At 65.5% G+C, this 21691-nt stretch carries 22 protein-coding genes and 1 pseudogene; 17 read left to right on the top strand and 6 right to left on the bottom strand.

The genetic code is table 11. The features are described from left to right. The first annotated feature begins 9 nt into the window (after positions 1-9). Together DNK34_RS01525 and DNK34_RS01520 are read left to right on the top strand one after the other, a co-directional pair. Complete coding sequence (locus DNK34_RS01525; RefSeq protein WP_131174097.1) at positions 10-1038, top strand: amidohydrolase family protein; 1029 nt, start codon at positions 10-12, stop codon at positions 1036-1038. A 76-nt stretch (positions 1039-1114) separates the two neighbouring features. Further along, positions 1115-1579, top strand: a complete 465-nt coding sequence (locus DNK34_RS01520) for a DUF3859 domain-containing protein (RefSeq protein WP_131174098.1) — start codon at positions 1115-1117, stop codon at positions 1577-1579. Positions 1580-1639: 60 nt separating this feature from the next. Here DNK34_RS01520 and fabB read toward each other — a convergent pair whose 3' ends face one another. The 5 genes from fabB to DNK34_RS01495 all read right to left on the bottom strand — a co-directional run bounded on the left by fabB (position 1640) and on the right by DNK34_RS01495 (position 6673). Continuing rightward, positions 1640-2860 carry a beta-ketoacyl-ACP synthase I gene (gene fabB, locus DNK34_RS01515; RefSeq protein WP_131174099.1) on the bottom strand — a complete coding sequence of 407 codons (1221 nt, stop codon included), beginning with the start codon at positions 2858-2860 and terminating at the stop codon, positions 1640-1642. A gap of 12 nt (positions 2861-2872) precedes the next feature. Next, the gene (gene fabA / locus DNK34_RS01510; protein ID WP_013791679.1) at positions 2873-3388 is read right to left on the bottom strand and encodes a 3-hydroxyacyl-[acyl-carrier-protein] dehydratase FabA; all 516 of its coding nucleotides are present in this window, start codon (positions 3386-3388) and stop codon (positions 2873-2875) included. Positions 3389-3616: 228 nt separating this feature from the next. Continuing rightward, on the bottom strand, positions 3617-5527 hold the full coding sequence (locus DNK34_RS01505; RefSeq protein ID WP_131174100.1) for an ATP-binding protein: 1911 nt from the start codon (positions 5525-5527) through the stop codon (positions 3617-3619). After that, positions 5524-6447: an ABC transporter substrate-binding protein gene (locus tag DNK34_RS01500; RefSeq protein WP_131174101.1), complete on the bottom strand. Its 924-nt coding sequence runs from the start codon at positions 6445-6447 to the stop codon at positions 5524-5526. Before DNK34_RS01500 ends, DNK34_RS01505 begins: the two co-directional genes overlap by 4 nt. Position 6448: 1 nt before the next feature. Further along, complete coding sequence (locus tag DNK34_RS01495; protein WP_131174102.1) at positions 6449-6673, bottom strand: hypothetical protein; 225 nt, start codon at positions 6671-6673, stop codon at positions 6449-6451. Between the two features lie 215 nt (positions 6674-6888). On the opposite strand from DNK34_RS01495, the gene DNK34_RS01490 reads away from it, so the two are divergent. The 9 genes and pseudogenes from DNK34_RS01490 (at position 6889) to DNK34_RS01450 (ending at position 13361) form a co-directional block, all read left to right on the top strand. Beyond that, positions 6889-7911 (top strand): NAD(P)H-dependent glycerol-3-phosphate dehydrogenase, encoded by a 1023-nt coding sequence (locus DNK34_RS01490; protein ID WP_131174103.1) that lies wholly within the window; start codon positions 6889-6891, stop codon positions 7909-7911. Positions 7912-7931: 20 nt separating this feature from the next. Continuing rightward, positions 7932-8270, top strand: a complete 339-nt coding sequence (locus DNK34_RS01485; RefSeq protein WP_131174104.1) for a DUF4389 domain-containing protein — start codon at positions 7932-7934, stop codon at positions 8268-8270. Positions 8271-8280: 10 nt separating this feature from the next. Then, entirely contained in the window at positions 8281-8745 is a 465-nt protein-coding gene (sixA, locus tag DNK34_RS01480; protein ID WP_131174105.1) for a phosphohistidine phosphatase SixA, read from the top strand. Between the two features lie 124 nt (positions 8746-8869). After that, positions 8870-9313 (top strand): hotdog fold thioesterase, encoded by a 444-nt coding sequence (locus DNK34_RS01475; protein ID WP_131174106.1) that lies wholly within the window; start codon positions 8870-8872, stop codon positions 9311-9313. A gap of 110 nt (positions 9314-9423) precedes the next feature. After that, the gene (locus DNK34_RS01470; protein ID WP_131174107.1) at positions 9424-10233 is read left to right on the top strand and encodes an alpha/beta fold hydrolase; all 810 of its coding nucleotides are present in this window, start codon (positions 9424-9426) and stop codon (positions 10231-10233) included. Then, positions 10230-11093: an alpha/beta hydrolase gene (locus DNK34_RS01465; RefSeq protein ID WP_131174108.1), complete on the top strand. Its 864-nt coding sequence runs from the start codon at positions 10230-10232 to the stop codon at positions 11091-11093. The genes DNK34_RS01470 and DNK34_RS01465 overlap by 4 nt, the downstream gene beginning before the upstream one ends. Before the next feature lie 50 nt (positions 11094-11143). Further along, positions 11144-11287: pseudogene (locus DNK34_RS25635) on the top strand (thioredoxin domain-containing protein); the annotation flags it as partial. A 134-nt stretch (positions 11288-11421) separates the two neighbouring features. Next, positions 11422-12225 carry a DUF4892 domain-containing protein gene (locus DNK34_RS01455; protein ID WP_131174110.1) on the top strand — a complete coding sequence of 268 codons (804 nt, stop codon included), beginning with the start codon at positions 11422-11424 and terminating at the stop codon, positions 12223-12225. A 71-nt stretch (positions 12226-12296) separates the two neighbouring features. After that, on the top strand, positions 12297-13361 hold the full coding sequence (locus DNK34_RS01450) for an AI-2E family transporter (RefSeq protein WP_131174111.1): 1065 nt from the start codon (positions 12297-12299) through the stop codon (positions 13359-13361). A gap of 35 nt (positions 13362-13396) precedes the next feature. Here the strand turns inward: DNK34_RS01450 and DNK34_RS01445 are convergent, their stop codons facing one another. After that, complete coding sequence (locus DNK34_RS01445) at positions 13397-14422, bottom strand: patatin-like phospholipase family protein (protein WP_131174112.1); 1026 nt, start codon at positions 14420-14422, stop codon at positions 13397-13399. A 181-nt stretch (positions 14423-14603) separates the two neighbouring features. Here DNK34_RS01445 and DNK34_RS01440 point away from each other — a divergent pair, with 181 nt between their 5' ends. The 6 genes from DNK34_RS01440 (at position 14604) to DNK34_RS01415 (ending at position 21687) form a co-directional block, all read left to right on the top strand. Beyond that, complete coding sequence (locus DNK34_RS01440; RefSeq protein ID WP_131174113.1) at positions 14604-14876, top strand: hypothetical protein; 273 nt, start codon at positions 14604-14606, stop codon at positions 14874-14876. Between the two features lie 46 nt (positions 14877-14922). Next, positions 14923-15531, top strand: a complete 609-nt coding sequence (locus DNK34_RS01435) for a flavin reductase family protein (RefSeq protein WP_131174114.1) — start codon at positions 14923-14925, stop codon at positions 15529-15531. Positions 15532-15755: 224 nt separating this feature from the next. Then, complete coding sequence (locus DNK34_RS01430) at positions 15756-17720, top strand: HAMP domain-containing methyl-accepting chemotaxis protein (protein ID WP_131174115.1); 1965 nt, start codon at positions 15756-15758, stop codon at positions 17718-17720. A gap of 108 nt (positions 17721-17828) precedes the next feature. After that, positions 17829-18746: an AAA family ATPase gene (locus tag DNK34_RS01425; protein ID WP_131174116.1), complete on the top strand. Its 918-nt coding sequence runs from the start codon at positions 17829-17831 to the stop codon at positions 18744-18746. Continuing rightward, positions 18743-19699 (top strand): DUF58 domain-containing protein, encoded by a 957-nt coding sequence (locus DNK34_RS01420; protein ID WP_131174117.1) that lies wholly within the window; start codon positions 18743-18745, stop codon positions 19697-19699. Before DNK34_RS01425 ends, DNK34_RS01420 begins: the two co-directional genes overlap by 4 nt. Next, positions 19696-21687, top strand: coding sequence for a transglutaminase TgpA family protein (locus DNK34_RS01415; RefSeq protein WP_131174118.1), 1992 nt, complete (start codon positions 19696-19698; stop codon positions 21685-21687). The genes DNK34_RS01420 and DNK34_RS01415 overlap by 4 nt, the downstream gene beginning before the upstream one ends. Positions 21688-21691: the final 4 nt, after the last annotated feature.

The following is a 21691-nucleotide window of genomic DNA, read 5'->3' as shown; positions in this document are numbered from 1 at the left end:
GGCGCCAGTTTGCATGTGATCCGTTCGAGTTTTCTGTTGTTCATCGGCTTGTGCTGGGGTGGCGTGGACGCGCGTGAGTACCGCTATAGCGATGCTCATCTGCATTACGTCGATTTCTTCCAGGAAAGCGCTGGCATGGACACGCTGCTCGCGCGCATGGACGAGGCGGGCGTCGATCACGTGATGTTCTCCGGCATTCCGGTGGCGAAGAAGTGGCACGAGAATGAGCCCAAGCGCCCGCGTTACTACGCCGGCGACGATGCGGCCGCCTACTGGTACAGCGCCACCGATGTGCTGATCGCCCATGCCTACAAGCAACTGCCCGCCGAGCAGCGCCACCGTTTCCATCCCTTTCTGTCCGGCTTCAATCCCAACGACAAGAATTCCGATGCGCATATCCGGCGCATGCTCGAGCTCGACCCGGGACTCTGGCAGGGCATTGGCGAGGTCTTCACCCGGCATGACGACCTCACCTCGCTGATCGAGGGCGCCACCCCACGGGCCAACAACGAGGCCATGACGCGGGTCTACCACCTGGCCGCCGAATACGATCTGCCGGTGATGCTGCACTCGAACATCACCTCCAAGCGCGAGCGCAATCCGCTGTATCTGCAGGAGATCGAGGAGCCGTTGCGCAACCATCCCCATGTGCGCTTCATCTGGGCTCATGCCGGCACCAGCATGGAGATCCATCGTCATCAGGAGAAGCTGGATTTCCTCTTCGACACCCTGGAGCGCATGCTCGAGTCCTATCCCAACCTGTACGTCGACTTGTCCTGGACCATGCTCAGGCCCTACCTCACCGACGACACCGGCAAGCCCGATGCGAAATGGGTGCACCTGGTCAGCAGCTACCCGGCGCGCTTCATGCTCGGTTCCGATGTGGTGGGGCGCTTCGACAGCATGGGCGAGTACATGCGGGGCTTCGATCGCTTCCTCGACGCGCTGCCCGAAGCTGTCGCCCGACAGGTCGCCCGCGACAACTTCCTCTCGATACTGCCACGGCGGGTACAAGCCGAACTGCCTGGGCAGCCCTGATGCCACGCCGACGTCATCAACCTGTCACGCCGATGTCATAGCCTCGCGCCATCCCCCAACAAGGAGCGCGACAGACATGCACCACATCCGATTCACTGCGTTGCTGACCTGCATGGCGTTGGCCGGCATGGCCCGGGCCGAGGTTCGTGTCGACGGGGCCGTCGAGTACGGGATCTTCGTCAGCCAGTACCAGGATTTTCAGCCTGGCGAACGTGTGCTGACCCGGGCGGCCCAGGAAATCCAGCCTGCCGAGGTCATTCCGGCCAGGCTGGGCACCAAGTTCGGCATGCGCTATAGCCTGGCGGGCAAGACCGCCAATGCCGAGCCGGTGACGCTGCTCTACCTTACACCGGGTGTGGTCGGCAACGATGGCGCCCGCCACGACAAGTTCGTGGTCACCCAGAAACTCGATCCGGATGTGGCCCAGGACGTCATGGCCTTCGAGTTCTCCGAGCCTTACGAAGTGGTGCCGGGCGAGTGGCACTTCCTGCTGTTCCAGGGCGATCGCAAGCTCGCCGAGCAGCGCTTTCAGGTACGTTGAGGGGCGAGGTAAAACGAAACCGGCGCCCTGGGGCGCCGGTTTCTTTGCGGGCTCTGCGGCCTACTGGCCGGCCCAGCGCTTGAGCACCAGGGTGGCATTGGTGCCACCGAAGCCGAAGCTGTTGGACATCACGGTGTCCAGCTTGGCGTTCTCACGGGTTTCGCGCAGGATCGGCAGGTCGGCGACCGCGGGGTCCAGCTCTTCGATGTTCGCCGAAGCCGTGATGAAGTTGCCTTCCATCATCAGCAGGCAGTAGATCGCTTCGTGCACGCCGGCGGCGCCCAGGCTGTGGCCGGACAGGCTCTTGGTCGAGCTGATGGCCGGGGCCTTGTCGCCGAACACCTCACGCACGCCCTTGATTTCCGCGACGTCGCCGACCGGCGTGGAAGTACCGTGGGTGTTGAGGTAGTCGATCGGCGTATCGACGGTGGCCAGCGCCTGCTGCATGCAGCGGATCGCGCCTTCGCCGCTCGGAGCGACCATGTCGTAGCCGTCGGAGGTCGCGCCGTAACCGACGATTTCCGCGTAGATCCTGGCGCCGCGGGCCAGGGCGTGCTCCAGCTCCTCGACCACCACCATGCCGCCGCCGCCGGCGATGACGAAACCGTCACGCTTGGCGTCGTAGGCGCGCGAGGCTTTCTCGGGCGTGGCGTTGTAGTCGGTGGACAGGGCGCCCATGGCGTCGAACAGGCAGCTCTGGCTCCAGTGTTCTTCTTCGCCGCCGCCGGCGAAGACCACGTCCTGCTTGCCCAGTTGAATCTGCTCCATGGCCTGGCCGATGCAGTGCGCGCTGGTGGCGCAGGCCGAGGAGATGGAGAAGTTGACGCCCTTGATCTTGAACGGCGTGGCCAGGCAGGCCGATACGGTGCTGCCCATGGTGCGGGTCACGCGGTATGGGCCGATGCGCTTGACGCCTTTTTCGCGCAGGGTGTCGATGGCTTCCATCTGGTTGAGCGTGGAGGCGCCACCGGAGCCGGCGATCAGGCCGGTACGCGGGTTGGAAATCTGCTCTTCGCTGAGGCCGGAATCCTTGATCGCCTGCTCCATGGCCAGGTAGGCATAAGCCGCGGCGTCGCCCATGAAGCGGAACAGCTTGCGATCGATCAGTTCTTCCAGGTTCAGGTCGACGGAGCCCGAGACATGGCTGCGCAGACCCATTTCGGCGTATTCCGGATTGAAGCGGATACCGGGACGGCCAGCGCGAAGGTTGGCGGAGACGGTCTCTTTGTCATTGCCCAGGCAGGAAACGATGCCTAGACCGGTAATAACGACGCGACGCATGGAGAAGATCCTTTAGAAACTGTCGGTGGAAGTGAACAGGCCGACGCGCAGGCTTTCGGCACTGTAGATCTCGCGGCCATCGACGCTCACGGTGCCATCGGCGATTGCCAGGATCAGCGAACGGGTAATGGTGCGTTTGATATGGATGTTGTAGGTGACCTTCTTGGCGGTCGGCAGTACCTGACCGAAGAATTTCACTTCGCCCGAGCCCAGGGCGCGGCCGCGGCCCGGGTTGCCCTGCCAGCCGAGGAAGAAACCTACCAGTTGCCACATGGCATCGAGGCCCAGGCAGCCCGGCATGACGGGGTCGCCTTCGAAATGGCAGCCGAAGAACCACAGATCCGGGTTGATATCGAGCTCCGCAACGATTTCGCCCTTGCCGTACTTGCCGCCTGTTTCACTGATATGGACGATCCGGTCGATCATCAACATGTTGGGGGCGGGCAGTTGCGCATTACCCGGGCCGAACAGTTCGCCGCGGCTGCAGCGCAACAGGTCTTCCTGGGTGAAGGCGTTTTGTTTGGTCATGCGAGCTCCTCAATAATCCCCACGCACCTAGGCTGGGTAAATCGTCCTGGCTGGCTGCGCATCAGGGTGCGACCGCCAGCAGCCTAGTCATAGACTGTTGCGTTGTGGTGAAAGTCACAGCGCACTGAGTACAGTTGTACTCTGCGGCGACAATGTTGTCACAGATGCCCGTCGGGCGCCCGCTTCAACCCGCAAGCGTGCAACATTTCAGCCTGCCTGACCACCCGCCTATCGTCGAGATTCCAGCCAGCGCTCGAGTATCCGTTGCAATTCAACTCGTTTGAACGGCTTTGCCAGGTAATCGTTCATTCCGGCTTGCAGGCACGCTTCGCGGTCGCCCTGCAGGGCATTGGCGGTCAGGGCGATGATCGGCAACTGGCCGCAGCGTTCGAGTTGCCGGATGCGGCGGGTCGCTTCGTAGCCATCCATGATCGGCAGGCGGCAATCCATCAGCACTGCGGCGAATTGTCCCTGCTCCATGGCGGCGACGGCCTGGGCGCCGTCGCCGACCAGGCTGACCCGATAGCCCAGGCTGCGCAGCATGGCCTCGATGACCGTCTGGTTGACCGGATTGTCTTCGACCAGCAGCACGTGGTGCTGGTCGCTCGGGGTGCCCGGCCGTGCCACCTCGGCGTGTGGCGGGCGGCTCTGCTGCTCGGAAAACGGCAGGGGGATTTCCAGGGTGAAGCACGAGCCCCGGCCGGGTTCGCTCCGGGCGCTGAGGGTACCGCCCATGCGTTCGGCCAGGGTGCGGGCGATGGGCAGGCCCAGGCCGGTGCCGCCATAACGCCGGGAAATGGAGGTGTCGGCCTGCAGGAAGGCGTCGAACATCTTGTCCAGACGCTCGGCGCTGATGCCGATACCGGTGTCGTGCACGCTGCAGGTGAACCACAGCACCTGATTGTCCAGGGCTTGCCAGTGGGCCTCCACGCGTACCTCGCCGTGCTCGGTGAATTTCAGGGCGTTGCCGATCAGGTTGACCAGAATCTGCCGGATGCGCGTGGGGTCGCCCTGGATCAGCAGGGCCGGCAGGTCATCGGGGATGTCCAGGCGTAACAGCAGGCCGCGTTGCTGGGCGCTGTGCTGAAAGGCCTGCATGCAGGTGCTGAGCAGATCCCGCAGGTTGAAATTGATGCGTTCGAGTTCCAGGGCGCCACGTTCGATGCGCGAGAAGTCGAGAATGTCGTTGATGACCTTGAGCAGGTGTTCGGTCGACTCGGTCGCCAGCGCCGCGTATTCGCGCTGCTCCTGGGTCAGGTCGGTGGTTTCCAGCAATTGCAGCATACCGAGCACGCCGTTCATGGGCGTGCGCAGTTCGTGGCTCATCATGGCCAGGAAGTCGGATTTGGCGCGATTGGCCAGTTCCGACTCCTCGCGCGCCTTGATCAGCATCGCCATCGCCTGCTGCTGTTCCAGGCTGGCGTTGTTCAAACCGTTGGCCAATTGGTTGATATGCCGCGCCAGGGTGGCCAGTTCGCCGCTGCCCAGTTCCGGCAGCGTGGTCTGGTAGTTGCCGCTCTGAATGGCCGTGACGGCATCGCTCATGGCGCTCAGCGGTTGCGACAGACGGCTGGCCAGGCGGCGGGCGAGCAGGAAGGTCAGCAGCAGGGCAAACAGTACCAGCACCGTGACCTTCAGGAGGATGTCCTGCTGGCGGCTGTTGAAGGCATCGCTGGACATGCCGACGATGACCCGGCCCAGGTAATCGCCCGCCAGGAAGGGGTGGTTGGGCGTTTGCTCCTGGATGAAGTCGGTGCCGATGTCGACTTGCTGCCGCTGGATGGCTGACTGGAATATGTCGATCTGGCCATTGCCCGGGTTGCGCTGCGCCGGTTGTTCGACATAGAGGAGAATGTTGTCGTCACGGTCGCGCACTTCGACAAAGCGCACATGGGGTGTCTTGAGGGTGGCTTGCAGCAGGGACTCGAGCACCTCCAGATTGCCGGAGATCACCCCGTACTCGGTGGCCGGCGCCAGCTGGCTGGCGATCAGTTGCCCGGTGCGGTTGATTTCCAGGCGCAGATCCTGCAGCCGGTTGAAGGTCAGAAAGCCTGTCAGCAGCAGCGTCAACAGCAGCGCGGGGCCGATGCTGATGAGTTGGGTGTGGGTGTGGATGTTCCAGCCACGCCGCTGTTTCATGGTGCTTCTCCTTCTGCCAAGCGCTGTGCGAGTGCCTCGTCCGCGGGCAACGCCACGGCGAGCGCGCGTGCTACCTGAGGGTTGCCGAGCACCTTGAAGGCATGCGAATAGGTGGTGCGTGGCCAGCGCTGGGGGGGCTGGTCGAGCAGGATGTCGAGTGTGGCGAGCCAGTCGTGCTGGTCGCTGTAGGTGCTGGCCAGGCTGCCGGCGCGGACGAAGCCGGCGCTGGGGCCTATCAGCGCGCGCTGCTGGGCGTAGCTGCCCAGCAGCAGGTTCCTGGCCGTGTGTGCGTTATACAGATCGTCATTGGCGAGGCCCAGCAGTATGTCGCTGTCGCGCAGCAAACGTAGCAGCGGACGGTTGTCGCGGGGGTTCGGCCAGGCCTGGGCAATGAGTTCGAGGCCCAGGCTGGCGGCCGCCTGCTGCATTTCATCGAGGAGAAAGCTGCTATCGGCATCGTGCAACACGCCAACGCGTCTGATGTGGGGTAGCAGGTGCTGGGCCAGGCGCAACTGTCGCAGCGGGGCGGGATCGGCCCAGAGCAGGCTGAGGTTGCTCGGTCGCCGCTTGCCCAGGGTCGCCCGGGCCTGGACCTGACTGACTTGCAGCACCAGCGTGGGAGGGCCGTTCGCCGAGCTGAGGCGCCAGGCCAGGGCCGGTTGGCCGAACAGGATCAGGCGTGTGTCGGCCGGGAGTTCGCTGGCGGGTGGCAGGTTGCTCAGGGGTTCCACGCGAATTCGATCGGCGGGGCGTAACGCGGCGAGGGCAGCGCTGAAATCGTGTAGCTCGCTGGTATCGCCGGCGCTGCTGAGCAGCAGCTCGGCGGCGTCGAGCCGTGTTTGGGCCAGGCACAGCAGAAGCAGAACGCAGCGTAGCCATGGACGTTGCCCGTAGCGTTTCCTCGAACGGTTTCCAGCCATGCTAGAACTCGCGCTCTGCGCTGAGGTAGAGCCGGCGGCGCTCGTCGAGTCGCTCGGCCGTCTGCTTCGGGCCTGTGCCTGTCGGCGCCTCGGGAACGGCCTGGGCATTGCCGAACGGATCGTCGGCCACGGCGTTGCCTGCCGCCAGAAGCGTCAGCAACAGGACATCAATCGGGGAGTGGCTCTGGCTGGTCACGCAACGGCCTTGTTCGCGCAGTTGGCGCATGTTAACCGATTACCTGGCGAGATTCCGCGTCGCGGCGCGGCTTGTGCCGGAACGCTGCAGAGCCTGGCTGCGCGCTGCCTGGCGGCGAAATCGTGCCGCGGATTGCCCGCCGCGTAGCCACCGCCTTGCTCGAGCCGCCTGCCTCGAGGCTGGCCGCAGCGCGATCGAGCCGTATAATGCGTGACCATTGCCTCAAGGCTCACTACGGATCGGTTATGACTCAACAGCAACCCATCGCGGTGCTTGGCGGCGGTAGCTTCGGCACCGCCATCGCAAACCTGCTGGCCGAGAATGGCCAGCACGTCCTGCACTGGATGCGCGACCCCGAGCAGGCCGAGGCCATACGCGTCAATCGCGAGAATCCCCGTTATCTCAAGGGAATCAAGGTGCTGGCGGGGGTCGAGCCGAGTACGGATCTGCCGGCGGTGCTCAACCGCTGCGCCCTGGCCTTCGTCGCCTTGCCGTCGAGTGCCTTGCGCCAGGCGTTGCAGCCGGTATCGGCGCTGCTCGCCGGCAAGATGCTGGTCAGTACCACCAAGGGGATCGAGGCGCAGAGCTTCAAGCTGATGAGCGAGATTCTCCAGGACATCGCACCGCAGGCGCGCATCGGTGTGTTGTCGGGGCCCAACCTGGCCAGGGAAATCGCCGAACATGCACTGACCGCCACCGTGGTCGCCAGCGAGGACGAAGCCCTCTGCCAACGGGTGCAGGCCGTGCTGCACGGGCGCACCTTCCGCGTCTATGCCAGTGCCGATCGCTTCGGTGCCGAGCTGGGCGGGGCGCTGAAGAACGTCTACGCGATCATTGCCGGCATGGCGGCGGCCCTGGGCATGGGCGAGAACACCAAGAGCATGCTGATCACCCGGGCCCTGGCCGAGATGACCCGCTTCGCCGTGCACCTGGGCGCCAACCCCATGACCTTCCTCGGCCTGGCCGGTGTCGGCGATCTGATCGTCACCTGTTCGTCGGCCAAGAGCCGCAACTACCAGGTCGGTTTCGCCCTGGGCCAGGGGCTGACGCTCGATGCCGCCGTGCAGCGCCTCGGCGAAGTGGCCGAAGGGGTGAACACCATCAAGGTGCTCAAGGCCAAATCCGATGAGCTGCAGGTTTATATGCCGCTGGTGGCGGGACTGCATGCCATCCTGTTCGAGGGGCGCACCCTGGATCAGGTGATCGCCGCGCTGATGCGCGCCGAGCCGAAGACGGACGTCGATTTCATTCCAGCCACAGGCTTCTGACGAAGTGGGAGAGACTGCACATGAGTGAGCATGAGAAAAGCGAGTCCATCGGCCTGCGCATTCTGTGGATGCTGCTGTTCGTGATCGTCTGGCAACTGGCCGAACTGGTGCTGGGCGCCGTGGTGTTGCTGCAACTGATCTATCGGCTGTTCTACGGGGCGCCGAATGCCGCTCTGCTCGGCTTCGGCGACAGCCTGAGCCAGTACCTGGCGCAAATCGGCCGCTTCGGCACCTTCAACAGCGAAATGAAACCCTGGCCCTTCGCCGACTGGCCGACGCCGCGCCCACCCCAGGGCGAAGCAGCCCACAGCGTGCCGCCGGCCGCCCACCCGGTGCGTGACGAGGAGCCCAAGCTGTGAGCCGTGGCCGATGAAGCTCTGGCTGCTGCGTCACGGCCAGGCCGAGAGCCACGCCCGTAGCGACGCCGAGCGGGAACTGACCGAACACGGCCGGGGCGAGGTGCGCCAGGCCGCGGAGCGGTTGCGCGGCGGCTTCCAGGGGAGCATCTTCGCCAGCCCCTACGTGCGTGCCCAGCAAACCGCCGCACTGGTCCGCGATGCCCTGGGCCTGCCCGACGAGCTGCGCAGCGTGCCCTGGCTGACGCCGGACAGTGATCCGCGGGAAAGCCTGCTACGCCTGGAGCGCTTCGCCGATGGCGAGATCCTGCTGGTTTCTCACCAGCCGTTCATCGGCGCCCTGGGCGGGTTGCTGGTGCATGGTCACCGGCAACAGCCGCTGCCGATGCAGACCGCCAGCCTGGCGTTGCTCGAGGCCGACGAACTGGCGGCCGGGCTGATGTCGCTGAGCCTGCTGGTACACCCCGCAAGCCGCTGAAGCAACGTCGGCCCGGGTGCCGGCGAGACGCTTTCGCTCTGGGGGCTGCGGTGTTTCTGTGGCACGATCGGGCTGCGGAGCCATCCGCCGCGCCGTGTTCGACAGCCTACGACAAGGATTCTCCATGAGCCTCTGGCGACAGACCCCCGACCTCGACAAGATCAATGCCTCCCAGCGCAACACCATCGGTGAGCAACTGGATATCCGCTTCGAGTCCTTCGACGACCAATCCATTACCGCCAGCATGGTGGTCGATGCGCGCACCCATCAGCCCTACGGCCTGCTGCATGGCGGGGCCTCGGTGGTGCTGGCGGAAAGCCTGGGTTCCACCGCCAGCTACCTGTGCATCGATACCAGCAAGTTCTTCTGCGTCGGCCTGGAGGTCAATGCCAACCACCTGCGCGCGGTGCGTGGCGGGCGGGTAACCGCCGTGGCCAGGCCGGTGCACCTCGGCCGTAGCACCCATGTGTGGGATATCCGCCTGAACGACGACGACGGCAGGATCAGCTGCATTGCGCGCCTGACCATGGCCGTGGTGCCAGTGGGTAGCGAGCCGCCAACGCGCTGAGCGGAGCGATCATTTGGCCGGAGCGTCGTCATCACTGGCCATTACGGTCATTGCCCGGGGGCGGTGGCTGCCCGACAATCCGGGCATTGCCAGCCACCCGCGTCGACATCATGTCCCAGCTCATTTTCTTCGCCCACGCCAATGGCTTTCCATCCGCCACCTACGGCAAGCTGTTCAGTGCGCTGGCGCCCGAGTACGAGGTGCAGCATCTGCCGCAACATGCCCACGACCCTCGTTTTCCGGTCAACGACAACTGGAGCAACCTGGTCGATGAACTGCTGCATCACCTCGAAACCTGCGCGGCGCCGGTCTGGGGCGTGGGGCATTCCCTGGGCGGTGTGCTGCATTACCATGCGGCGTTGCGCAGGCCCGATCTGTACCGCGGCCTGGTGATGCTCGATTCACCGGTATTGACCCGGGTGGATCAACTGGTCATTCGCGCGGCCAAACGCTTCGGTTTCATCGACCGCCTGACGCCGGCCGGGCGTACCATGGGGCGCCGCGAAACCTTCAGCGACGCCGTCGAAGCGCGGCGCTACTTCGCGGAGAAGGCCTTGTTCCGGCGTTTCGACCCCGAATGCCTGGATGCCTATGTCGAGCACGGTTTGCACCCCATCGAGGATGGCATGCGGCTACGCTTCACGGCCGCCACCGAGCTCAGTATCTACCGCAGCGTGCCCCATACCAGCCCGGGGCGGCCACAGCAACTGCAGGTGCCGCTGGCCCTGGTTGGCGGTGAGCACAGCCGGGTGGTGTTGCCGCACCACGCGCGCATGGCGCGGCGTGCGCCACGTGGCGAATTCATGACGCTGCCCGGCGGACACATGTTTCCGCTGGAATGTCCCACCGACACGGCCGCGCTGATCCGCTCGCTGTTCGGCCGCTGGAGTCGGCAAGCGGCCATGGAGCCCCCGGCATGAGCGCGGATTTCGAGGAAGTGCGTCTGCGCCTGCCGCATATCGAGCTGGCGGCCCATCTTTACGGGCCTGCCGATGGCCAACCGGTAGTGGCCTTGCACGGCTGGCTGGACAACGCCGCCAGTTTCGCCCGGCTGGCGCCAAGGCTGAACGGGGTGCGTATCGTCGCCCTCGACCTGGCCGGCCACGGCCATTCCGATCACCGCCCGGCAGGCGCCGGTTACGCGCTGTGGGACTACGTGCACGACGTGCTGCTGGTGGCCGAACAGTTCGGCTGGACGCGTTTCAGCCTGCTCGGGCATTCCATGGGCGCCATCGTTTCCGTGCTGCTGGCCGCAACGTTCCCGGAGCGGGTCGAGCGCCTGGCGCTGATCGACGGGCTGATTCCGCCCACCACCGAAGCCGGGCACGCGGTGCACAACCTGAGCGAGGCATTGCGCGCGCAAATGGCCCTGCCGGGTAAACGCAAACCGGTGTATCCGAGCATCGAGCGGGCGGCCGAAGTGCGTAGGCGCGGGGTGGGGCTGGTCAGTCTGGAGGCGGCCCGGCTCCTGGCGCAACGTGGCCTGATGCCGGTGCCGGGCGGCTACACCTGGCGTACCGACAATCGCCTGACCCTGCCATCGCCCCTGCGCCTGACCCGTGAGCACGCCCAGGCGTTCGTCGCCGGCCTGGTCTGCCCGGTCAGGTTGCTGCTGGCCGAGCAGGGTATGCTGGTGCGCCAGGACGGGCTCGATGCGTTGCTGGAGCGGCATTCGATCAGTGTCGAGCGCCTGCCGGGCGGTCATCATCTGCATCTGGACGATGAGGCCGGTGCGCAGCTCGTAGCAGACTGTTTCAATCCTTTCCTGGGCCCGCCTTGACTTGCTCACGGCAACTGGGGAATGGTGTGGCGATTGCAACGGAGATTCGCATGATCGACCTGTATACCGCCGCCACCCCTAACGGGCACAAGGCGTCCATCGCTCTGGAAGAGCTGCAACTGTCCTATGCCCTTCACGCCCTGAGTTTCGATCGCAAGGAACAGCAGGCGCCCGCTTTTCTCGGAATTAACCCCACCCAGCAGCGCTGGCACGCCGCACTCGATGCCCGTCCGGCCGTACAGCGTGCTCTGCAGGTGCAGCGCCGCGAGGCTGCCGATGAGCAGGCGGTGAAAACCGCTCAGTCGATGTTGGTTCTATGAGGATGCCCATGCGCCTGACCAGTCTGCTGGCCCTGTTGTTGGCCAGTGCCACGGTTTCCGCTGCCGATGTACCGGGTAGCCGTGATCTCGATGTACTGCCGCGCTTTCCCGGCAGCCAGATCGTCACCTTCAAGGAGCAGGCGGAGCAGGAGCGCATCTACCCGCAGGGCACGATCCGCCGCATCAGCGGCCGCCTGCGTTACGAGCGCGAGGTGCTGGCCCAGGGGCAACTGACCGCCATCACCTACGAACTGCCACAGACCCACAGTGCCAACGACGTCTTCGCCGAGGCCCGCGAGGCCCTGCAGGACAAGGATGCGCAACTGCTCTACTGGTGCCAGGGCCGTGAGTGCGGCTCCAGCAGCCTGTGGGCCAACTCGGTGTTCGGCAATTCCACGCTGTACGGTTCCGACGATCAGCAGGCCTACGCCTTGCTGCGCCTGGCCCAGCCGAACCAGGACACCCTGGTCAGCCTGTACAGCATCACGCGCGGTAATCGGCGGGCCTATCTGCATGCGGAGATGCTCGCCTCCAGCACGCCCCTCGGCGCCGTGCTGCCGACCCCGGCGACCCTGTCGCGGCAGCTGAAAAGCACGGGTGAGCTACGTTTGCCCGAACAGACCGAGCCGCGCGAGGACTGGGTCGAGCTGTTGGCCCGTAGCCTCAATCTGGACAGCACCTTGCGTGTCAGCCTGAGCGGCAGCCAGGCCGAAGCCTGGCGCGAGGCGCTTATCGAGCAGCGGGTGAGGGCGGCTCGCCTGGAGGTCGGTGAGAGCAGCGGCGAAGGCCTGAGCGTCGACGTGCTGCGCTGATCGCCGCTCGGAATCGGCAGCGCTGGTTCATGCCCCCGGGGGCTTGCCCGTTTCTCTGGAATATCTGAAAGATGCCGAATAACGACCGCTTGCTGGTACAGATCCTGTTGCTGGGTTTGCTCGGTGCCAGTCTCTGGGTGCTGGCGCCATTCTGGTCGGCGCTGTTCTGGGCTGCCGTGCTGTCTTTCGCCAGTTGGCCGGTGATGCGCTGGTTGACGCGCTTGCTGAAGGGCCGCCAGTCCACTGCCGCCGGCCTGTTGACCGGGGTGTGGATCGTGCTGGTGGCGGTACCCTTGGTGATGCTGGGATTCAACCTGGCCGATCATATCCGTGACGCCACGGCGATGATCAAGGGCTTCCAGGTCGAAGGGCTGCCGCCCCCGCCTGCCTGGCTGGAGGCCGTGCCCCTGGTCGGCGACCGTCTGGTAAGCGCCTGGGAGACCCTGGATCAGCAGGGTTCGGCACTGTTCGCCACGGTTCAGCCTTACCTGGGTCAGGTCGGCAACTTCCTGCTGGTGCGTAGCGCCAAGATCGGTGGCGGCATTCTCGAACTGGCGCTCAGCCTGATCCTGGTGTTTTTCTTCTACCGCGATGGTCCGCGTCTGGCGGCTTTCGTCGAGAGTCTGCTGGAGCGCCTGATCGGCGAGCGTGCCGAGCATTATCTGGAGTTGGTCGCCGGTACCGTGCAGCGGGTGGTCAACGGCGTGTTGGGCACCGCCGTGGCCCAGGCGATCCTGGCCTACATCGGCTTCCTGATCGCTGGCATTCCGGGGGCGCTGCTGCTGGGGCTGCTGACGTTCGCCTGCAGCCTGATCATGGTGCCGCCGCTGATCTGGGGCCCGGCGGTGGCCTGGCTGGTGTGGCAGGGCGAGATCGGCATGGCGATCTTCCTCGGCATCTGGGGCTTTTTCATCATCAGCGGCGTGGACAATATCCTCAAGCCCTACCTGATCAGTCGCGGCGGCAACCTGCCGCTGGTGGTGGTGCTACTGGGGGTGTTCGGCGGCATCCTGGCCTTCGGCTTCATGGGCCTGTTCCTCGGCCCGACCCTGCTGGCGGTGGCCTACAGCCTGCTCAGCGACTGGGTCGAGCGCAAGGCCCCGCTGCCGCCCAGGGACGGCGACGCGCCACGCTGACAAGCGCGGGGAGGGCGGTGCAGGCGAACAGCTTCTCAGTGGTCGCCACGCTCATACTTGTCCAGCGTATCGCGGGCGATCTGCCGGCCGAGCATGATCAGTTCCGGCGCCTTGTAGAACTCGAAGAAGCGGCAGACGCGCTTGGGCACGTTGATCAGGATATCCGGCGGATAGCCGGCGATCTTGTATTGCGACAGCGACGTCTGCATGACTTCGAAACTCTGGTTGATCAGTTCCAGCAGCGAGGCCGGGCCGGCCATATTCGCCACCCGCGAGCCGCTGGCCGACTTCGGCGCGGCCTCGCTCTGCGGTGCCGCGGCCGGCTCCTGCAGCCACGGATCGCCTGGCTCGGCCACGCTTGCGGCACTCTTGTCCTCCAGCAGCAGAAGCGGGTCGTCGTCGCCGTTCTTGCGGCGCAGCGACGGCAGACGCGAGCCCAGCGACGTCATCAGTTGATCGAAGCGGCCCTTGAGCGCCGGCGTACGTTCGATCACCGGTAGCTGATACTGTTGCTGCTGCGCCGAGTTGAGGTTGACGGCGATGATCAGGTCGCAATGGCTGGACACCACGGGAACGATCGGCAGAGGGTTGAGCAAGCCACCGTCGACCAGCATGCGCTTGCCCTGAATGACCGGGGTGAACAGGCTGGGGATCGCGGCGGAGGCGCGCATGGCCTGGTGCAGGCAGCCTTCCTGGAACCAGATTTCCTGCTGGTTGGTCAGGTCGGTGGCCACCGCGGTGAAGGGAATGGACAACGCCTCGATATTGACTTCGCCGACGATCTCGCGAATCCGGCCGAAGACTTTCTCGCCACGGATGGCGCCGAGGCGAAAGCTCACATCGAGCAGGCGCAGCACATCCAGATAGTCCAGGCTCTGCGTCCATTCGCTATAGGCCTTGAGCTTGCCAGCGGCGTAGATCCCGCCGACCACGGCGCCCATGGAGCAGCCGGCGACGCAGGCGATCTCGTAGCCGCGGGCCTCGAGCTCCTCGATCACGCCGATATGGGCATAGCCCCGTGCCCCGCCCGAACCCAGTACCAGTGCCACTCTCTTGCTCATTCAACCTCTCCCCATGCAGAGCCTTGCAACATACGCCGGCGCTCCCCTTGCGCCAAGGCATGTTCCCTCCGTTGCAGCTATTACCCGTGGAGGTGGACGGTGCGCAATCATGGTAGTGGCACTTTTTGTGCCTGTAGCCGTCATAATCAGGCATTGTCGATCAATCCAAGGAGTATGCGACATGAAAGCGTGGATTCTGTTACCGATAGCGCTGCTGGCAGGCTGCGCAGCGACGACCTCGTACCGTGAAAGCTGCGCCACCCAGCTGGACGCCGCCTGGGAGGAGCTCGATCTGGCCAAGGCCGAAGGCTTCGCCGGTACCGTCAGCTATTCCAAGGCACTGTCGCTGATGACCGGGGCCAAGACCCAGCAGCAATTCGAGGCCTATCGCGGCTGCACCGACAAAGCGGAAAAAGCCCGTTTCTACATTCGCGAGTCCCGTGCGGGTCGCTGAGCGGGGATTGCGGTAAGCTCTCGGCAAACCGTCGCAGGAGAATGGGATGCTGCTCGATTTTGCCGATCTGACCCCGCTGGAGCGCTACCGTTGGCTGGCCTCCACCGTCACCCCCAGGCCCATTGCCTGGGTGTCCACCCTGTCGCGTGACGGCGTCGCCAATCTGGCGCCATTCAGCTTTTTCCAGGTCATCAGCGACGAGCCGGCGACGCTCATGGTCAACGTCGGCACCCGTGACGATGGCAGCCTCAAGGATACCCTGCGCAATGTGCAGGACAACGGTGAGCTGGTGATCCAGCTGGTTTCCTTCGCCCAGGCCGAAGCCATGAACGCCAGCGCGGCGATCCTGCCGCACGAGGTCAGCGAATTCGAACGGTGCGCGATCGCGCAACTGCCCAGCGAGCGTATCGCGCCGCCTCGGGTCGCGGCGGCCGCGATCGCCTACGAATGTCGTCTGGCCGAACTCATGCCCTATCCACGGCAGCAGCCGAACTGCCATCTGATCTTCGCCGAGGTGCTGCTGGCGCATGTCGACGATGCCGTGTTGACCGACAAGGGCCGGGTCGACCCGTACAAGCTGGATCTGGTCGGTCGTCTTGGCGGCATGGCTTACAGCCGCACCCGCGACACCTTCGAGTTGCAACGGCCGAGCTGAGGCGCGTGCCCGGTGCGTGAGCGCGGCGATTGCAGGCCGGCTCAATTTCGATCGACCTGCCCATTGCGCAGAACAGGCACTTCATAGCCTGAAAACGACCTGTATTTAGCTAAAAGCACCGCCCGTGCCCGTTGATGGCTTGTCGCTATCAATTCACTGTTTCAATCTGCTCGTCGTACAGGTTTAGTGGTCGCTTCTGGCCATGCTTGCGTCGGGGAGTGGGTATGGGCTTGGTTTCGCTACGCACGGTGGCCAGTCTCAGCACGGCAAGCAAATTGTCGCTGGGGTTCGGCGTGGTACTGGCACTGACCCTGGTCGTGGCCGTTACCGGTTTCTGGGCGCTGCGTGACGTCGGCGCACGCTTCGCGCTGCTCGAGCGGATGAGCGAAATCAATGACCAGGTCGCGCGCATGCGCAGCAGTGAGCAGGCCTTCGCCATGAGCAACGATGAGCTGGACAGCACGCGCTTGCACGAGCAGGCGCAGCAGGTCGGCGAGAGCACCCAGCAACTGCAGGAGCGGGTGTCCGCCGAGGAGCGTGATGCCCTGCAACAGGTGCAGGAGGGGATTGCCGGGTACCGCGCAACCTTCGATCGCTATGTCGATCAGAGCGACAACATGCGCCTGGCCCTGGAGGCGGCCAAGTGGTTGGTGATCAGTGCGTCCAACAGCCTGGACCTGCTGCGCGAGGGGCTGGCCGAAGACGGTGTCGATGCGCTGAAGAACAGCCAGGGCAGCGAAGGTGGCGACTCGGTGCTGCAGGCCGGGCAGATCGGCCAGGTGCATGTGCTGCTGTTGCAGGCACTGGATGAGGCGCGCATGCGTCTGGAACAGAGCCGCAGCAGTGGCGAGGTGCCGCAGACCGAGATTCAGCAGGCCGCCGACGCACAGCAACTGGCCGGCGAGCTGCGTGATGCCATGGACGATCCTGGCTACAGCGCCGTGCTGGTCGAGGTCATCGGCAACCTCGACTCGTTCAACCAGCGCCTGCAGGAATACACCCAACTGTTGCAGCAGCAGAAGCAGGAGCACGTACGACTGGTCGAACAGGCCGAGCAGATCGTTGCGCTCGTCGAGCAGTCCTATCAGCGCCAGAAGCGGGCGCTGCACGGGCAACTGAGCAGCAGCGCCTGGCTGATCCTGGGCGCGTCGGCACTGGCCCTGCTGATCGGCTTGCTGGCGACCGCGCTCATTACCCTGTTGATCGTCAGGCCGTTGAAGCAGGTCACCGACGTCGCGCGACGGATAGCCAGTGGCGACCTCACCGGGGATATCGACGTACAGCGCAGTGATGAAATCGGCCAGTTGCTGCTGGCCATGCAGGGCATGTCGCGGGATCTGCGCGGCATGGTCGGCCGCCTGCAGGGGGGCGTGGCGCAGATATCCGCCTCCGCCCAGGCCTTGTCGGCGGTGACCGAGCAGACGCGCCAGGGCGTGAACGGGCAGAAGGAGGAGACCGACCAGGTCGCCACCGCCATGAGCCAGATGGCCGCCACCGTGCATGAGGTTGCGCGTAACGCCGAGGCGGCGGCTGCCTCCGCGGCTCAGGCCGATGCGCGGGTCGGCAGCGGTGGCGAGGTGGTGCGCCAGACCCTGCAGGGCATCGAACAACTGGCCGCCGCGGTGTCCGTGACCACGCAAAGCATCGAGCAGTTGAGCCATGACACCCGCCACATCGACTCGGTGCTGGAGGTGATCAAGAGCGTGGCCCAGCAGACCAACCTGCTGGCGCTGAACGCGGCGATCGAAGCGGCCCGCGCCGGTGAGCAGGGACGCGGCTTCGCCGTGGTGGCCGACGAGGTTCGCGCGCTGGCCAAACGTACCCAGCATTCGACCGAGGAGATCGAAGGGCTGCTGGGCGTGTTGCGTGAGGGCGCGTGCCGTTCCGCGACCGATATGCGTCAGAGCGGCGAACGGGTGGCGCAGGTGGTGCAGGGCGCCCGGCAGACCGAAGAGGCACTGGCCGGTATCGCCAGTGCGGTGGCGGTGATCCACGAGATGAACCAGCAGATCGCGGCGGCCGCCGAGCAACAGACGGCCGTGGCGGAAGACATCAGCCGCAGTGTGACCTCCATCCGCGACATCGCCGAGCAGTCGGCCACGGCCATGGAGGCGAATGCCGGCTCCAGCATCCAGCTGGTCGAACTCGGCCGCGAACTGCAGGGCATGGCCGGGCATTTTCGTCTGTAGAGGCTCAAATCCGGGCTTCGCCCACAGTTTCGTGAGCAAAGGTTACGCAATGCTTTGCCCGCTGCGCCATGGCCAGTAGCATCACTCCACCCGTATGAGGAGTGGACGATGCACACGAAACTGGATGCTTGCCTGGAGACGGTCAATCAGGTGCTGTTGGGCAAGGAGCCCCAGGTGCGCCTGGCGCTGACCTGTCTGCTGGCGCGCGGTCACCTGCTGATCGAGGATCTGCCCGGCATGGGCAAGACCACCCTCAGCCATGCCCTGGCCAAGGTGCTGGGCCTGAGTTTTCAGCGCATTCAGTTCACCTCCGACCTGCTGCCCGGCGACATCCTCGGTACCTCGGTGTTCGACAAGGACAGCGGGCAGTTCCTTTTTCACCCCGGGCCGATCTTCGCCGAGCTGGTGCTGGCCGATGAAATCAACCGCGCCACGCCGAAGAGCCAGAGCGCGCTGCTCGAAGCCATGGAAGAAGGCCAGGTGACCATCGAGGGCGCGACCCGCCCGCTGCCGGATCCGTTCTTCGTCATCGCCACCCAGAACCCGATCAGCCAGAGCGGTACCTTCGCCTTGCCGGAGTCGCAGCTCGACCGCTTTCTCATGCGCCTGTCGCTCGGCTACCCGGCCAGGGCGGCGGAAAGGGCGCTGTTGCTCGGCGAGCCGCGTCGCTCCATGCTGCCGACACTGGATGCGGTACTCGATCATGCCGAACTGGCGCGGCTGCAGGCCGAGGTGCCCAAGGTGCGGGTCAGCGATGCGCTGGTCGACTATGTGCTGCGCCTGGTCGAGGCCACGCGTACCCAGCCGCAGTTCGCCTGGGGCCTGTCGCCGCGTGGCAGCCTGGCCTTGCTGGCGGCCGCGCGGGCCTGGGCGCTGTTGGCCAGGCGCGACTACGTGATTCCGGAAGACGTGCAGGCGATCCTGCCCGCCGTGGTCGGCCATCGCCTGCGCGACCAGGGTGACCCGGCGGGCCTGGGTGGCGGGGCTCTGGTGCAATGGCTGCTGCGCGAGGTGCAGGCACTTTGAAAGCCGCACTCCGGCAGCGCTGGAACCGCTGGCTGAGCAGGCGCATGCCTGCTGCGGCCAGCGTGCAGCTCAGCCAGCGACGCATCTCCATCGTGCCGACGCGCATGGGCATGGCCTTCATCGCCGCGCTGCTGCTGATGCTGCTGGCCGCGATCAATTACCAGAACAGCCTGGCCTATGGCTTGACCTTTCTCCTGGCATCGGTGTTCGTGGTGACCATCCTGCACACCTACCGCAATCTTGCCGGCCTGGTGTTGCACGCGGGTGGTGGCGTGGCGGTGTTCGCCGGCGAGCAGGCCCGCTTGCGCGTGCGCCTGGAAAGCCGCGGACGGGCCCATGAGGCCGTGGCGCTCGCCTGGCCGCCTGCCGAGGCCCAGCGCCAGGACGTGCCGGCGGCCGGCAGTTGCGAGTGCGAACTGAGCCTGCCCGCACCCCGACGCGGCTGGCTGCGCCCGGGCCGTTTGCGGGTGGAGAGCCGTTTCCCCCTGGGGATTCTGGTGGCCTGGAGCTGGGTCGATCTGGATCAGGCGGTGCTCGTCTATCCACGGCCACTGGAGGGCGAGTTACCGCTGGCTGCCGGTGGCCGCGAGGACGAGCGGGAGCAGGGCCGGCTCACGCTCGGCCAGGGCAGCGATGACTTCCAGGGCTTGCGCAGCTACCAGCCCGGCGACTCGCGCAAACGCCTGCACTGGAAGGCCTACTCCCGGGGGCAGGGCTTGCTGGTCAAGGATTTCGCCGCGCAGAGCGGGCGGGATCTGCTGCTGGATTTCGCCGTGCTGAGCGGGGATGTGGAAAGTCGTCTGTCGTTGCTGTGCCATTGGGTGCTGCTGCTGTCCGAGCGCCAGCAGCCGTTCGCGCTCAGCCTGCCCGGCAGCGTCCTCGCGGTGGATATCGGCGAGCGCCACCGTGAACAGTGCCTGCGTGCCCTGGCCTTGCATGGAGCAGCCGCATGAGTGTGGCCCAAGGGATTCCACGCATCGCTCTGACCTGGCTGCTGGTCGCCCAGGCGCTGGTGATCGTTCCCCACCTGGTGCACCTGCCCCTGTGGGTCGTCGCGCTATGGTTGGGCTGTGCGGCCTGGCGGGTGCAGATCTACCGCATGCGGCTCGGTTACCCGAGCCGCTGGCTCAAGGCCGCCTTGATGGTGCTGGTCATGCTGGGCGTGTTCCTGTCCCGGGGCAGCCTGGTGGGGCTGGACGGCGGCGTGGTGCTGCTGATCGCGGCGTTCGTTCTCAAGTTGCTGGAAATGCGTACACGGCGCGATGCCCTGGTACTGATTTTCCTGGGTTTTTTCGCCGTGGTGACGGCCTATCTGTTCGACGATGGCATGCTCGTCGCCTTGTTCAGCCTGTTGCCGGTCTGCGCCTTGCTGGCGGCCCTGATCGGTTTGCAGCAGAGCGCCACCGCCACGCGGCCGTGGCGGACGCTGCGCCTTGCGGCCGGCCTGTTGCTGCAGGCCTTGCCGCTGATGTTGCTGCTGTTCGTGTTCTTCCCGCGGCTGGGGCCGCTGTGGTCGCTGCCAGTGCCCAGCGAGCGTGGGGTGACGGGCTTGGCCGACAGCATGGCGCCCGCCGATATCGCCGAACTGAGTCGTTCCGCCGAGCTGGCCTTTCGGGCCAGTTTCGCGGGCGAAGTGCCGCCGCGCAGCCAATTGTACTGGCGCGCACTGACGCTGGATCACTTCGATGGGCGGCGTTGGTCGCAGTCGCCCACGGCGCAGTTCTCACCGGCGCCGCAATGGCAGGCCAGGGGAGAGCCGGTGCGCTACAGCGTGGTCATGCAGCCCAGTACGCGGCCCTGGCTGTTCGCCCTGGATGTGGCGCAGAGCGACCTGGAAGGCACCCGGCAGATGGGCGATTTCCGTCTGCAGCGTCGCCGCCCGGTGGATCGCACACTGCTCTACAACGTGACCTCATGGCCGCAGGCACTGCGCGAGCCGGCCGGGGCGCCGAACGGCATGCAGACCTGGCTGCGTCTGCCGCAGCAGGGGGACCCCCGGGCCCGGGCCTGGGCGCAGACGCTGCGCCAGCAATTCGCGGAGGATGAGCGACTGGTCGGGGCGTTGCTCGAGCATTTCAATCGTCAGCCCTATGTCTACACCTTGCGCCCTGCGCCGCTCGGCGCCGATAGCATCGATGAATTCCTGTTCGATACGCGCAGTGGCTTCTGCGCGCACTACGCCGGCGCCATGACCTACGTCCTGCGTGCTGCGGGCATTCCCAGCCGGGTGGTTGCCGGTTACCAGGGCGGCGAGCTGAATCCGGGGGGCAACTACGTGCAGGTGCGCCAGTTCGATGCCCATGCCTGGGTCGAGTACTGGCAACCCGGCACGGGCTGGGTGAGCGTCGATCCGACCTTCCAGGTGGCGCCCGAGCGGATAGAGCAGGGGCTGGAGGAGGCGCTGGCCGGCGAGCAGAGCTTTCTCGAGGGCTCTCCGTTCTCGCCGTTGCGCTACCGCAACCTGAGCTGGCTGAACGAAATGCGCCTGGCCTGGGACAGGCTCAACTACGGCTGGCAGCGCTGGGTGCTCGGCTACCAGGGCGCGCAGCAGCTCGAGCTGTTGCAGCGCTGGTTGGGCGGTATCGACGTCACCCGTCTGGTGCTCGCCCTGGTGGGCGGCGGTGGCTTGCTGCTGGCGTTGTTGTCGCTTTGTCTGTTCAAGCCCTGGCAAACCCGGCGCGATGGCCAGCAGCGGATGTTCCTGCGCTTCGAGCGGCTGCTGGCGCGTCATGGCCTGCGGCGTCAGCCAGGGGAAGGGCCACGGGCATTCGCCGCCCGGGCGGCTTTGGCGCTGCCCGCTCAAGCCGGCGCCATCGATGCATTCGTGGCGGCCTATGAAGCCCAGCGCTATGCCGGACAGAGCGGTTCGCCGCATCTGTTGCGAGAACGCTTGAGCGCGTTGCGCCGGGCGTTACCATGGCGTTTGACCCGTTCCGATTGAACGA

Origin of the sequence: Phytopseudomonas dryadis, assembly GCF_004327355.1 — a bacterium.
Classification (GTDB): domain Bacteria; phylum Pseudomonadota; class Gammaproteobacteria; order Pseudomonadales; family Pseudomonadaceae; genus Aquipseudomonas; species Aquipseudomonas dryadis.
Note: the sequence above shows the minus strand (reverse complement) of the source record. Positions and strands in the feature narration are given on the sequence as shown.